The sequence below is a fragment of the Actinopolyspora biskrensis genome, assembly GCF_013408175.1.
Classification (GTDB): domain Bacteria; phylum Actinomycetota; class Actinomycetes; order Mycobacteriales; family Pseudonocardiaceae; genus Actinopolyspora; species Actinopolyspora biskrensis.
Genome location: NZ_JACBYW010000003.1, coordinates 115,818 through 128,047, shown reverse-complemented (window position 1 = coordinate 128,047; position 12,230 = coordinate 115,818). Strand labels below are relative to the sequence as shown.

Sequence of the window (12,230 nt, the reverse complement as noted above, 5' to 3'; positions counted from 1 at the left end):
ATTTTGTTTCCGAAAAGAACTGCCGGGAACGGTGGGAAACAACGGGGCCGCCGGGTCTCGTGCCGGCGGCCCCGGGGAGGATCAGAACTCGGGGAGGCTGTACCAGGCCGTGGGGGCCGGGTCGACGTCGTCGCGGGTCACAGTGCCTTCGATGAGGCCGTAGGGACGATCGGCCGCGAAGAAGACCTCGTTCTCGTTCTCCATCCCGAACCGTTCGAGATCCACCAGGAAGTGGTGCTTGTTCGGCAGGGACATGCGTACTTCCGCGACCTCGGGACGCTTTTCCAGCACGGCCTTGCCCATCTCGTACAGGCTCTGCTGCAGCGCGTAGCTGTGCGTGGTGGCGAACGTTTCGAGCATGATCTCACGGATCGCCTCGAAACTCTTCGCCCAGTCGACGTCGGTGCTGAGGTAACGCCAGCGCGCGGTCACGGCCGTGGCCAGGATCCGGTCGTCGGTCTCGGCGAGGGTGGTGAACCGGTCCTTGGGGTATCCCCAGAACTCCGACCCCGTGGACTTGAGCACGACGAGGTCCTTGAGGCCGGAGACGACGTGGGTCTCCGATCCCTCGATGGTCACCGCGGTGGTGCGCTTCTCGTCGCTGGAACGGGCGAAGGAGTGGTCGTGCCCGGCACCACCGACCGGGATGCGCTCCCAGGCGTACTCGTCGATGAGCACGCGTGCTCCGGTCACCGGCTGCTGCGTGTCGACGAAGTGACGACCGAGGCGCATGGCGAAGTCCTCGATCTCGCCGACCGGCTGTTCCTTCGCGAGCCCGTAGACGGTGTTCTTCTGGGTGTCGGTCGGAAGCACCTTGGCGTTGTCGCCGGTGTGGTGGGTGTCGTCGAAGTCGCCGCGCAGCGAGGTGCTTACGTTGAGGTCCTTGATGCTGTGCCTGCTGCTGCCCCTGTCGACGGTGACGATTCGGCACTCGGACTTTCCGTACTGGTTCGGGCCCATGACGATGCCCATGAGCTGATCAGCTCCCTCGGTATGTGGAATATGCGAACGGGCTCAGCAGCAGCGGCACGTGGTAGTGCTGCTCCGAATCCGCGAGGCGGAAGGTGATCTGCACCTGCGGGTAGAAGGAGTCGACGCTCAGCCGTTGGAAGTAGTCCCCGGTCTCGAAGGTCAGCCGGTAGGTCCCCTCGTCCAGGCGGCTCGGTCCGAGCTGCCTGACCCGGCCGTCGTCGTTGGTCACGGACTCGCCGATCCGGCTCCACCCCCCGTCGGAGGCCTGTTCCAGGACGACGGTGATCCCCGCCGCGGGAAGCCCCCTGGAGGAGTCGAGGACGTGCGTCGTGACGGCGCTCGTGTTCGTTCCGCTCACGCTTCGATCACCCTCGCCAGCCGTAGTCGTGCGATCTTGCGCAGTTCGTCGGCGACGACGCGCATCTCGGTGGTCGGGTCGTTGTCCAGCCGGGAGCGCAGGATCTCCAGCAGTTCCGGCCCGCTGCGACCGCTGGCGCACACCAGGTACACGTGCCCGAAGCGGCGTTCGTACTCCTCGTTGGCCTCGGCGAGCTCCACGGCCAGTTTCGTGTCGTCGGCGTCGACCCCGGCCTGTTCCCTGCGGGACCAGGACGCCGAGGTGTCCTTGCCGGTGGAGCGCTGTCCGATGCGCGGGTGGGCGGCCAACGCCGAGTGGATCTCGTCCTCGGTGAGTTCGGTCGCGGCGCGGTCGGCGACTTCGTAGAGCTCGTCGTCCGATCGGTAGGGGCGCCGGTCGGCGATCTCGTTGGCCCAACGCTGGACGTCGAGACAGGCCAGCAGCTGTTTGATCAGCTCCGGACGAGGAAGACTGTTCAGCTTGGCCAGCCCCGGACCGGTCCCGGTGGAAGATGGTGCTGACATTGGCAAAACCCCACGGTTCGCGTGGTCGTTCTCCTCGGGTTCACCTGAATGTTCCCTCGGAGCGGTTGATGGGAAAAGCTAAGTCCGGCCCCGCAGGGGTGTCAACAGTTTGTTGAAATTTGCGGGTCGGCGGCTGTGCACTCGCACAACGGCCGCAGTGTGCTCCGGATCGTTTTCGCTCGCACCCGGACGCGCGGGGCGGGGAGTGCCGGCCGGAAGCCGTGGGGGCGCGGCGGCCTCCGGTCAGGAGCGCTCGCGGTTGAGGTAGTTGTAGACGGTGAAGCGACTGACGCCCAGGGCCCTGGCCACCGACTCGGCGGACTTGCGCAGCGTGAAGGCGCCGCGTTCCTCCAGCAGGCGCACCGCGCGCTGCTTGTCGGCGCGGGAGAGGTCGGACAGCTTCGCGCCGAGCTCGGACTCCACCTGGGCGATCACCCTGTCCAGGGCGCTGGTGAGTTCCTCCCCGGGAAGCCGCACGGCGACGGCGGGGCTGCCCTCCCAGTAGAGCAGGACGTCACCGGGCTCGCGCTCCTCCAGGGGGACTGTTGTGGCGCCGATGCGGCTGAGCAGGGGCTGAATCGCTGAAGTCAGCGGGTGCACGCGGATAACCTCAACTGTCCTCGGGAGTGTCGTCGACGCTGACCTGCATGGTGATCCGGTCCGCGCCCGCTTCGAGCGTCCGTTCGAGCACGTTCGACAGCGCGGTCAGCACCACTTCGCGTTCGCCGCTGATCGCGGTGCCCAGTGGTCCGAACTCGGGCTCCAGGCCGGATTCGCGCAGCACGTCTCGCGCGACTGCGGCGTGGGTGGGTGGTTCACCCTCGCCCTCGAACGGTTCCGTCGTGAACTCGGCCCTGAGGTTCATCGGACACCTGTCGCTTCCGGTTCGATTTCTCGTGCTCGGGCGCCACGGTAGCCCGTGGCTGTCGTGCCGGTGTTGACCCTGTGGCGGATACTCATTAATCTATCACTGTACGAAATAAAAATTTCGCTTCGCGAAAACATTAGGGGGCACGGATGCATCGGTTCCCGTACGCCGTCAACACCTCGATCCTGTTCACCGAACTGGACGTGTTCTCACGTCCGGCCGCGGCGAAGGCGGCCGGGTTCGACGCGATCGAGTTCTGGTGGCCCTTCGGCGAGGCTGTGCCCGGTGACGGCGAAGTGGACAAATTCGTCCGCGCGGTCGACGATGCCGGGGTCTCGCTGGTGGGGTTGAACTTCTTCGCCGGTGACATGCCCGCCGGAGACCGCGGTGTGCTGTCGCACCCGAAGCGCTCCACGGAGTTCCGGGACAACGTGGACGTGGCCGTGGGGATCGGCGCCCGGCTGGGCTGCACGGCGTTCAACGCCCTCTACGGCAACCGCATCGAGGGGATGCTGCCCGCCGACCAGGACGTGACCGCCGTGGAGAACCTCACCGCCGCGGCGCGGGCGGCCGCCAGGATCGACGGCACCGTGCTGATCGAACCGGTCAGCGGAACACCCAGCTACCCGCTCAAGACCGCCGCCGACGCGGTGACCGTCATCGACAGGGTGCGCGAGGCCGGCGGTGTGGAGAACCTGCGGTTGCTGTTCGACCTCTACCACCTGATCGCCAACGGTGACGATCCGAGCGCCGCCATCGACAGGTACGCGGACAGGATCGGGCACGTGCAGATCGCGGACGCTCCGGGCAGGAACGAGCCGGGAACCGGTGAAGTGGACTTCGCGGGGTACTTCGCGAAACTGGAGAAAGCCGGTTACCGCGGACACGTGGCCCTGGAGTACAAGCCGAGCAAGGCCACCAACGACAGCTTCACCTGGATGTGAGAAGGGGCGGCGGCTCGGATTGCTCAGGTGGTCGGTTAGCCGGCACGTGAGTCGGCGCCTTGCTGCGTCGGGCCGCTCTTGAGTAGCCACCTACGCGGCGAGCGGCCCGGCCTGGCAATGCATCCGACTCACGCACCGGATCTCCTCGTCCTGCTCAGGCTGAAGCGCTTAGGAGGACGGAGCCCTTCTGCCGGAAGTTCCTGCCGGGCTTCTCGGCTCGGTTCGCCTGGTGGGCCAGGAGGGCCCGCCCGGTGAACACCCACGACAACGCGAACGGAAAACCTCGACGAGAAGAGGGGAACTTCGATGACCAAGGTCGGATTCGTCGGACTCGGAATCATGGGCGGCCCGATGGCGGCCAACCTGGTGGAGGCCGGTTACGAGGTGACCGGTTACAACCGCAGCAGTGCCAAGGCCGAGAAGTTGGCCGCCGAGGGCGGCAAGGCGGCGGGCAGCATCGCGGAAGCGGTCTCCGCCGCCGACGTGATCGTGACGATGCTGCCCGACTCCCCCGACGTCGAGAGCGCCGTGCTCGGCGAGGACGGGGTGCTGGCCAACGCGCGGGAGGGCGCGCTGCTGATCGACTGCAGCACCATCCGCCCCGAGGTCTCCCGCGCGGTGGCCGAGCAGGCGGAGCGGCAGGGAGTGCGCGCGCTCGACGCCCCGGTCAGCGGTGGTGAGCAGGGCGCCATCGACGGTGCGCTGTCCATCATGGTCGGTGGTGATTCCGCGGCCTTCGCCGCGGCCGGAGAGGTGTTCGACGTCGTCGGCAAGACCGTGGTGCACGTCGGCCCCGCCGGATCAGGGCAGACCGTCAAGGCGGCCAACCAGCTGATCGTCGCGGGCAACATCGCCCTGGTGGCCGAGGCGCTGGTCTTCCTGGAGAAGCACGGGGTGGACACCGAGTCCGCCTTCCAGGTCCTCGGCGGTGGTCTCGCGGGCAGCAAGGTGCTCGACGCCAAGAACAAGGGGATGCGCGAACGCACCTTCAAACCGGGGTTCCGCATCGAGCTGCACCACAAGGATCTCGGGATCGTGCAGAGCGCCGCGCGCGAATCCGGGGTCTCCGCTCCGCTGAGCGGGCTCGTCGCGCAACTCATGGAGGCCGCCGTCGCGCAGGGCGACGGTTCGCTGGACCACTCCGGGCTGTTCAAGCAGATAGCCAAGCTCAACGGAACGGAATGAGCCGAGGACACGGCAGATCCCTCGGGACAGGCACCGAAACGTGATCCCCGAGGGGAGTCCGGCAGGGAGCGGGTGGCTCAGCGCCGCCAAGCATCAGGGCCACCCGTCCGCCGGAACACCCGGGCAGGCAGCCACCGGCCGCGGCCCGCGGCGAGCGGTGCGGTCACCGACCGCACCGGCGTTGTCGAGAAACAACCCGCACCGAGCGTCACCGCGGGAGCTTCGCACCCGGGAGCACGCGGAAGCAACAGCGCGCCCTCGCGGAGGAGCTCCGCTTCGAAAGAGGTCGTATCCAACATGCCCAAGGTTCCCGTCATGCAGGCCGTCGTCGATGTCCTCGAGTCCGAGGGGGTGGACATCGCGTTCGGCTGCCCCGGAGCGGCGATCCTGCCGCTGTACGCCGCCCTGGAACACCGCGACATCGAGCACCTGACCGTGCGCCACGAGGAGGGCGCGACCCACATGGCCGACGGCTGGGCGCGCACCAACGGCAAGGTCGGTGTGGCCATAGGAACATCGGGCCCGGCCGGAACGAACATGATCACCGGGCTCTACACCGCACAGGCCGATTCGGTGCCGATGCTGTGCATCACCGGCCAGGCCGTGTCCGGCAAGCTGCACCAGGAGGCCTTCCAGGCCGTGGACATCGTCGATGTCGCACGGCCGGTGACCAAGTGGTCGGTGCAGGTCAAGGAGGCCGCTCAGGCTCCGTGGATCCTCCGTGAGGCCTTCCGCGTCGCCCGTTCGGGACGGCAGGGGCCGGTGCTGGTGGACCTCCCGCTGGACGTCCAGCAGCAGGAGATCGAATGGGACCCGAGCATAGACGCGCCGCTGCCGGTGCAGCGCGTCGAGCCGCACCAGCCGCGTGTGGAGCGCGCGCTGGACATGCTGCGCGCGGCGGAACGCCCGCTGATCCTGGCCGGCGGGGGTGTGGTGTTCGGCCGGGCGCACGAGGAGCTGCGGGAACTGGCCGAGCTGCTCGGCATCCCGGTCCAGGTCACTCTGATGGGCAAGGGCACCTTCCCCGAGGACCACGAGCTGTGGGCGGGCATGACCGGGATCCAGACCAGCCAGCGCTACGGCAACCAGTCCTTCATGGAGTCCGATCTCGTGCTGGCGCTGGGCGCTCGCTTCGGGGACCGGCACACCGGTGCGCTGGATGTGTACCGGGGTGAACGCGAGTTCATCCACGTCGACATCGAGCCGACCCAGCTGGGCAAGGTGTTCGAGCCCGATCTGGGGATCGTCTCCGACACCGGCCCCTTCCTGGACGCCATGCTGGACGCGGCCAGGCGGCGTGGCGCGGAACCGCGGCACCACTCGTGGGTGGATCGGGTCAACGAGCTGAAGAAGACCCACACCAGGCCGGACGACTACGACAGCGTCCCGATCAAGGCACCCAGGGTGTTCAAGGAGATCAACGAGATCTTCGGGCCGGACACCTACTTCACCACCGCCATCGGGCTGTACCAGATCTGGTCCGGGCAGTTCCAGCGCACCTACAGGCCGCGGCACTACCAGGTCTGTGGCCAGGCCGGGCCGCTCGGCTGGGAGGTCCCCGCGGCGATCGGGGTGAAGTCGGCTCGTCCGGAGGCCGAGGTCGTTTCCGTGGTCGGGGACTACTCCTTCCAGTTCCTCGTCGAGGAGCTGGCCGTGGCCGCGCAGTACGACGTCGGCTTCGTGATCATCATGCTGAACAACGAGTACCTCGGCCTGATCAGGATGGCCGAGCAGGGCTACGGGATGAACACCGAGGTCGACCTGCACTACGACGAGCACGGCACGGACAACGTGAAGGTGATGGAGGCCTACGGGTGCTCCGGCCGGCGTGTGTACGAACCGGGCGAGCTGGGCGAGACCATCGAGTGGGCCCGCAAGGAGGCCGTGGCCACGAGCAGGCCGGTGCTGGTCGAGGTGATGATCGAACGGGAGGCCAACACCGCCAACGGGGTGCGTATCGACGCCCTGAAGGAGCCGGAACCCCTCGACTGATCGCCGGTGACATCCCGCGTCCCGCGTGCGCTGCCGCGGGACGCGCCGACCGGGTTGCCCGCCCCCAGTGGCGCGCAACCCGCGGGTGCCCCCTGCCGCGGTGCCGGGCTTAATGGCGGGGGGCACCCGACCCGCTGTCTCACCAGCCGAAGATGCGGAGCGTGTTGTGACTGGTCATGTTCTCGTCGCGCCGGACAAGTTCAAGGGCTCGCTCACGGCCCCCGAAGTGGCCGAGGCGGTCGCTTCGGGGGTGCGCGGCAGGGTGCCGGACGCGGAGGTGCGGTGCGTGCCCGTCGCCGACGGCGGGGACGGCACGGTGCGGGCCGCGCTGGCCACCGGGATGTTCGAGGGATTGCCGGTGCGGGTGACCGGGCCGACCGGTAGTCGTGTGCGCGCCGAGGCGGCGGTGAACGAGGACACCGCCGTGGTGGAGCTGGCCGCTGCTTCCGGGCTCGCGCTGCTCACTCCCGGCGAGTTCGATCCGCTGGCCGCTTCGAGCTTCGGCACCGGGGAGCTGATCGGTGCCGCGCTGGACCGCGGGGTGCGCACGATCGTGCTCGGGGTCGGCGGTAGCGCTTGCACCGACGGGGGAGCGGGCATGCTCGCCGCGCTGGGGGCGCGCTTCCTCGACGACGCGGGGAAGCCGCTGGCCATGGGCGGGGGGCCGCTCGGCCGCCTGGCCGAAGTGGACCTGAGCGGACTGGACCCCAGGCTGTCCGACGTAGACCTCGTCCTCGCCTCCGATGTGGACAACCCGTTGTGCGGGGACGGCGGGGCCGCGCAGGTCTACGGTCCGCAGAAGGGGGCGGGGCCCGAGGAGGTGCGTGCGCTCGACGCGGCACTGGAACGCTTCGCGACGGTGATCGACCGCGCCACGGGGAAGTCGCTCGCGGACAGCCCCGGCGCGGGAGCGGCGGGCGGCGTCGGATTCGGGGCGATGGCGGTGCTGTCGGCGAGCTTCCGGTCCGGCAGCGACGTGGTGCTGGAGCTGACCGGGTTCGACCGGCACCTCGACGGGGCCGCGCTGGTGGTCACCGGTGAGGGGGCGTTGGACGAGCAGACGCTGCGGGGCAAGGTGCCGGCGGCTGTGGCCTCGCGCGCGGCCGGGGCCGGGGTGCCCGCCGTGGCGGTGACGGGCAAGTGCTCGCTGTCGGCGCGCCAGTTGGGCGCGGGCGGGTTCTCGGCGGTGTACGCGCTGTCCCACGTGCAGCCGGACGTCCGGCGCTCGATGTGCGGGGCCGCCGCGCTGCTGCGCGGGCTGGGCGAGCACATGGCCGAGGACTGGCTCTAGTAGGACTTTGTTGTCCCGGTTCGCTCAGGTGGTCGTTTCGGCGCTGCCGCGCCGAAGGGTGCCCCGGACAACCGGACGAGCACACCTGGCAGAGCACCACTGGTCCCGCTGGTCCGCGTGAACTGCGGGGGGTTGACCGGACACCGCCCCTGGGTTCAACATTTTGTTGAAAATCGAGTTGGGAGGTAGCCGCGGTGGTCGAATCCGCCAACGCCTCCGCTCCGGAATTCGATGTCGTGTTCCGCGCGCGGAGGTTGATCGGCCCTAACGGGGAGGGTTCCGGCAGCGTGGGGGTCCGGGACGGTCGCATAGCGGCCGTGGAGGCCCTCGACACCCCAATGCGGGGCGACCGCACGGTCGAGCTCGCCGAGGACGAAGTGCTGCTTCCGGGCATGGTCGACAGCCACGTGCACGTCAACGACCCCGGACGTTCCGAGTGGGAGGGCTTCCCCACCGCGACCCGCGCAGCGGCCGAGGGCGGCATCACCACGATCGTGGACATGCCGCTGAACTGCCTGCCGCCCACGATCGATCCCGGGGCCCTGGAGACCAAGCGCGGCGTCGCGAGCGGCAACGTGCACGTGGACGTCGGATTCTGGGGCGGAGCCGTGCACGGCAACCTCGACGAGCTGCGCGGGCTGCACGAGAGCGGAGTCTACGGCTTCAAGTGCTTCCTGCTGCACTCGGGAGTGGACGAGTTCCCGCCGCTGGACACGGCCGAGCTGGAACGGGCGTTGCGGACGGTGGCCGAGCTGGACGCGCTGATGATCGTGCACGCCGAGGACTCGGCCGCGATCGAGCACGCGCCCAGCGCGCACGGCGAGAACTACCGCGACTTCCTGGCATCCCGCCCGCGCGGCGCGGAGAACACGGCGATCGCGCAGGTGCTGGAAGCGGCCAGGCGCACGGGAGCCAGGGTGCACATCCTGCACCTGTCCTCCTCCGACGCGTTGCCGATGATCGCCTCGGCGCGGGCCGACGGGGTGCGGGTGACGGTGGAGACCTGCCCGCACTACCTGTCCTTCGTCTCCGAGGAGATCCCGGACGGGGCGACCCAGTTCAAGTGCTGTCCGCCGGTGCGGGAGGCGGGCAACCGCGAGCTGCTCTGGCGCGGGTTGGCCGAGGGGACGATCGACTGCGTGGTCAGCGACCACTCGCCGTGCACCCCGGAGCTCAAACAGCTCGACATCGGGGACTTCGGCGTCGCGTGGGGCGGGGTCTCCAGCCTGCAGCTGGGGCTCTCGGCGGTCTGGACCCAGGCCCGGACGCGCGGTTTCGGGCTGGCCGAGGTCGTCTCGTGGATGTCGGCGGGGCCTGCCCGGGTGTCCGGGTTGCGGAACAAGGGGGCCATCTCCGTCGGCGCGGACGCGGACCTGTGCGTGTTCGCGCCGGACTCGGCCTACGTGGTCGACGCGAACGAGCTGCACCACCGCAACGCGGTCACCGCCTACCACGGTCGTGCGCTGGCCGGTGTGGTGCGATCCACCTGGTTGCGCGGCACGCCGATCGCCGGCCCGGAAGCCGGGGCCGCCCCAACGGGCAAGTTGCTCAACCGAGGAGAAGTATGACTCAGCACCAGGACTCCGCGGCGGTCGACGACCCGTACCGTTCGGCGCTGCCCGATCTGGCCTCCCGCGCTTTCGGCGGATCGGTGGGACACGCCAACGACGAGTTGTTCGCCGAGCGGGAGAACCTCGTGAAGCCGGAGGAACCCGTCTTCCAGCCCTACAGCTTCGGGCACAAGGGACAGGTCTACGACGGCTGGGAGACCCGCAGGCGCAGGGAGGCGGGATTCGACCACGCGGTCGTCCGGCTGGGGCTGGCCGGTCTGATCCGCAGGCTCGTGGTGGACACCTCGTTCTTCAAGGGCAACTACCCGCCGAAGGTCTCGGTGCAGGCGCGTGCCGCGGACGGTCACCCCGATCCGGCGGAGTTCGACGAGGCGGGCTGGGAGGAGATCCTGCCACCCACCCCGGTCGAGGGGCACACCAGGAACGTCTTCGACGTCGATCCCGAGCACCGCTACACCCACGTGCGGTTGTGCATGCACCCGGACGGCGGTGTGGCGCGGCTGCGGGTGCACGGCGAACCGATCGCCGATCCGAGGTGGACGTCGGACCGGTTCGACCTGGCCGCGCTGGAGAACGGCGGCACGGTGACCGGGTGCAGCAACATGTTCTTCTCCTCCCCGGCGAACCTGTTCGCTCCCGGTCTCGCCCGGGTGATGGGCGAGGGGTGGGAGACCTCCCGCCGCAGGGACGACGGGAACGACTGGGTCGCGGTGCGCCTCGCCGCCGTCGGAACCGTCGACCGGGCCGAGCTGGACACCAGCCACTTCAAGGGCAACGCGCCGGGGTGGGCCGCGCTGTCCGGGTGCGACGCGCGCGTGGCCGATCCGGACGATCCCGGTTCCTGGACCGAGCTGCTGCCACGTACCCGGTTGCAGCCGGACACCAGGCACCGGTTCAGACTTCCGGTGCGCAGCGAGGTCACCCACGTGCGGTTGGACGTCTTCCCCGACGGCGGTATGGCCCGTTTGCGGTTGTACGGGCGGGCCGCCGGAAGCGGGATGCGCGATCTGGCGGCACGTTGGTTCGACCGGTTGCCTCCGGAACACGCGCGGGCGGTGCTCACCGCCGACGGCGGGCTCGACGGTGCGGCCGTCGAGGCACTGCTCGCGCGCAGGCCGTTCGCGGCCGGTGAGGAGCTCCCGAACGAGTTGTGGGAGCTGCTGGAGGTCTGATCCCGGCCTCCCGGAGGGGGCGCGACGCCGGTGCGAGTGCGTGTCGACTTCTCGCGGAATCGCTGTGCCGCCGGTGTCCGCCCCCGCCGCCCTTCCCGGAACAGCCGACTAGGTTAGGCTAGGCTTAGCTTAGTTCGTCGTGGCCGGGCGTGCCCCGCGGAGACGGGACGCGGCGGTCCAGCAGGGGAGGGCAAGGATGCACGAACACGCACGGCGGGTCGGCGCGTTGCTCGGCGCCGCGCTGCTGGGGCTGGTGCTGGTCGGCTGCGGCCGATCGGAGCCGGACTCCGGCGGCGCTGCGGAGGACTCGGGGGCGTTCCCGGTCACCATCTCCACCGAGTTCGGCGAGGTGCGCATACCCGAACGGCCGGAGCGCGTCGTGGCGCTCGGCTGGTCCGACGCCGAAGCGGCCCTGGAGCTCGGGGTTCAGCCGGTGGGTGCCAGCGACTGGTTGGACTTCGGGGGCAACGGCGTGGGTCCGTGGTCGTCCGATGAGTACGCCGAATCTCCGGAGCTGGTCGGTACGAACGAGATCAACTACGAGGCCGTGGCCGCTCTCGAACCGGATCTGATCCTGAACACGCGTTCGGCCGGTTCCGCGAAGACCCACAGCACGCTGTCCGGGATCGCCCCCACCGTCGGTCCTCCGAAGGACACCGTCGCGTACGGCACCGGCTGGCGGGAGCAGTTGCGGATGGTCTCCACCGCTGTCGGTGAGCAGCAGCGCGGGGAGCGGCTGCTGGCCGACACGGAGCGGGAGCTCGAACGGGCGGTCTCCGACCACCCGGTGCTGAAGGGCAAGACCGTTGGAGTCGGGGGCCACTACGGGAACGGGTACGGCGCCTACCTCGGCGAGGACTCGCGGGTGCGGTTCATGCGCGAGCTGGGGATGCGGAACAAGCCGGAGATAGACGAGCTCGGTTCGGGCGGTTTCTACGTGGACATCTCGCGGGAGCGGTTGGACGTGCTCAGCGCCGATCTCACCGTCGTGTTCGCCGTGAACGGGGACTCGGGCCGGTTGCGCGCGGACCCGCTGTTGCAGCGGACCCGGGCCGCCGAGGCCGGAAATCTCGTGGTGATCGACGATCCGCAGCTGGTCAAGGCCTTCTCCAGTGGTTCGGTCCCCGGGATGCGCTACGCGCTGCGGGAGGTCGTTCCCACTTTCGCCGAGCACACTGCCGAGGGCTGAGAAGGTCGGCGGCGCCGGTGGTTCGGGTGGTGACGAGCGGCTGCGCCGTTCGCTCGACGACCGGACCGACCGAGCGCTCGCCCGATCCGCGCGTGGTTCGTCCACTTCGGGCGAACTACCCTGTTTGGAGGTTACCGAACAGTAGCTCTTGATCGAAAGGGTGT

General features: G+C 69.2%; 12 protein-coding genes. 7 read left to right on the top strand and 5 right to left on the bottom strand.

Annotated features, from left to right (window positions below; translation table 11 throughout):
• Positions 1-81 precede the first annotated feature (81 nt).
• The 5 genes from pucL to FHR84_RS08895 all read right to left on the bottom strand — a co-directional run bounded on the left by pucL (position 82) and on the right by FHR84_RS08895 (position 2,719).
• Positions 82-972 carry a factor-independent urate hydroxylase gene (gene pucL / locus FHR84_RS08915; protein ID WP_179535024.1) on the bottom strand — a complete coding sequence of 297 codons (891 nt, stop codon included), beginning with the start codon at positions 970-972 and terminating at the stop codon, positions 82-84.
• A gap of 7 nt (positions 973-979) precedes the next feature.
• The gene (uraH, locus tag FHR84_RS08910; protein ID WP_179535023.1) at positions 980-1,330 is read right to left on the bottom strand and encodes a hydroxyisourate hydrolase; all 351 of its coding nucleotides are present in this window, start codon (positions 1,328-1,330) and stop codon (positions 980-982) included.
• Complete coding sequence (uraD, locus tag FHR84_RS08905; RefSeq protein ID WP_142078148.1) at positions 1,327-1,854, bottom strand: 2-oxo-4-hydroxy-4-carboxy-5-ureidoimidazoline decarboxylase; 528 nt, start codon at positions 1,852-1,854, stop codon at positions 1,327-1,329. Before uraD ends, uraH begins: the two co-directional genes overlap by 4 nt.
• Before the next feature lie 243 nt (positions 1,855-2,097).
• The gene (locus FHR84_RS08900) at positions 2,098-2,454 is read right to left on the bottom strand and encodes a helix-turn-helix domain-containing protein (RefSeq protein ID WP_179535022.1); all 357 of its coding nucleotides are present in this window, start codon (positions 2,452-2,454) and stop codon (positions 2,098-2,100) included.
• A 10-nt stretch (positions 2,455-2,464) separates the two neighbouring features.
• A complete protein-coding gene (locus FHR84_RS08895; protein ID WP_179535021.1) occupies positions 2,465-2,719 on the bottom strand; it encodes a thiamine-binding protein in 255 nt (84 codons plus the stop codon).
• Between the two features lie 152 nt (positions 2,720-2,871).
• Here FHR84_RS08895 and FHR84_RS08890 point away from each other — a divergent pair, with 152 nt between their 5' ends.
• The 7 genes from FHR84_RS08890 to FHR84_RS08860 all read left to right on the top strand — a co-directional run bounded on the left by FHR84_RS08890 (position 2,872) and on the right by FHR84_RS08860 (position 12,066).
• Positions 2,872-3,666 carry a hydroxypyruvate isomerase family protein gene (locus FHR84_RS08890; RefSeq protein ID WP_179535020.1) on the top strand — a complete coding sequence of 265 codons (795 nt, stop codon included), beginning with the start codon at positions 2,872-2,874 and terminating at the stop codon, positions 3,664-3,666.
• Positions 3,667-3,972: 306 nt separating this feature from the next.
• A complete protein-coding gene (locus FHR84_RS08885) occupies positions 3,973-4,851 on the top strand; it encodes a 2-hydroxy-3-oxopropionate reductase (RefSeq protein WP_179535019.1) in 879 nt (292 codons plus the stop codon).
• Between the two features lie 297 nt (positions 4,852-5,148).
• A complete protein-coding gene (gene gcl / locus FHR84_RS08880) occupies positions 5,149-6,843 on the top strand; it encodes a glyoxylate carboligase (RefSeq protein WP_179535018.1) in 1,695 nt (564 codons plus the stop codon).
• Between the two features lie 166 nt (positions 6,844-7,009).
• A complete protein-coding gene (locus FHR84_RS08875) occupies positions 7,010-8,134 on the top strand; it encodes a glycerate kinase (RefSeq protein ID WP_179535017.1) in 1,125 nt (374 codons plus the stop codon).
• A 194-nt stretch (positions 8,135-8,328) separates the two neighbouring features.
• Positions 8,329-9,702 carry an allantoinase AllB gene (allB, locus tag FHR84_RS08870; protein ID WP_179535016.1) on the top strand — a complete coding sequence of 458 codons (1,374 nt, stop codon included), beginning with the start codon at positions 8,329-8,331 and terminating at the stop codon, positions 9,700-9,702.
• Positions 9,699-10,877 carry an allantoicase gene (gene alc, locus FHR84_RS08865; RefSeq protein ID WP_179535015.1) on the top strand — a complete coding sequence of 393 codons (1,179 nt, stop codon included), beginning with the start codon at positions 9,699-9,701 and terminating at the stop codon, positions 10,875-10,877. Before allB ends, alc begins: the two co-directional genes overlap by 4 nt.
• A 196-nt stretch (positions 10,878-11,073) precedes the next feature.
• Positions 11,074-12,066, top strand: coding sequence for an iron-siderophore ABC transporter substrate-binding protein (locus tag FHR84_RS08860; protein WP_179535014.1), 993 nt, complete (start codon positions 11,074-11,076; stop codon positions 12,064-12,066).
• Positions 12,067-12,230 lie beyond the last annotated feature (164 nt).

Coding starts and splice junctions, on each gene's coding strand:
- FHR84_RS08885 (WP_179535019.1), top strand. CDS start 3,973: ATGACCAAGGTCGGATTCGTCGGACTCGGAATCATGGGCGGCCCGATG.
- FHR84_RS08860 (WP_179535014.1), top strand. CDS start 11,074: ATGCACGAACACGCACGGCGGGTCGGCGCGTTGCTCGGCGCCGCGCTG.
- FHR84_RS08895 (WP_179535021.1), bottom strand. CDS start 2,719: ATGAACCTCAGGGCCGAGTTCACGACGGAACCGTTCGAGGGCGAGGGT.
- alc (WP_179535015.1), top strand. CDS start 9,699: ATGACTCAGCACCAGGACTCCGCGGCGGTCGACGACCCGTACCGTTCG.
- pucL (WP_179535024.1), bottom strand. CDS start 972: ATGGGCATCGTCATGGGCCCGAACCAGTACGGAAAGTCCGAGTGCCGA.
- gcl (WP_179535018.1), top strand. CDS start 5,149: ATGCCCAAGGTTCCCGTCATGCAGGCCGTCGTCGATGTCCTCGAGTCC.
- uraD (WP_142078148.1), bottom strand. CDS start 1,854: ATGTCAGCACCATCTTCCACCGGGACCGGTCCGGGGCTGGCCAAGCTG.
- FHR84_RS08890 (WP_179535020.1), top strand. CDS start 2,872: ATGCATCGGTTCCCGTACGCCGTCAACACCTCGATCCTGTTCACCGAA.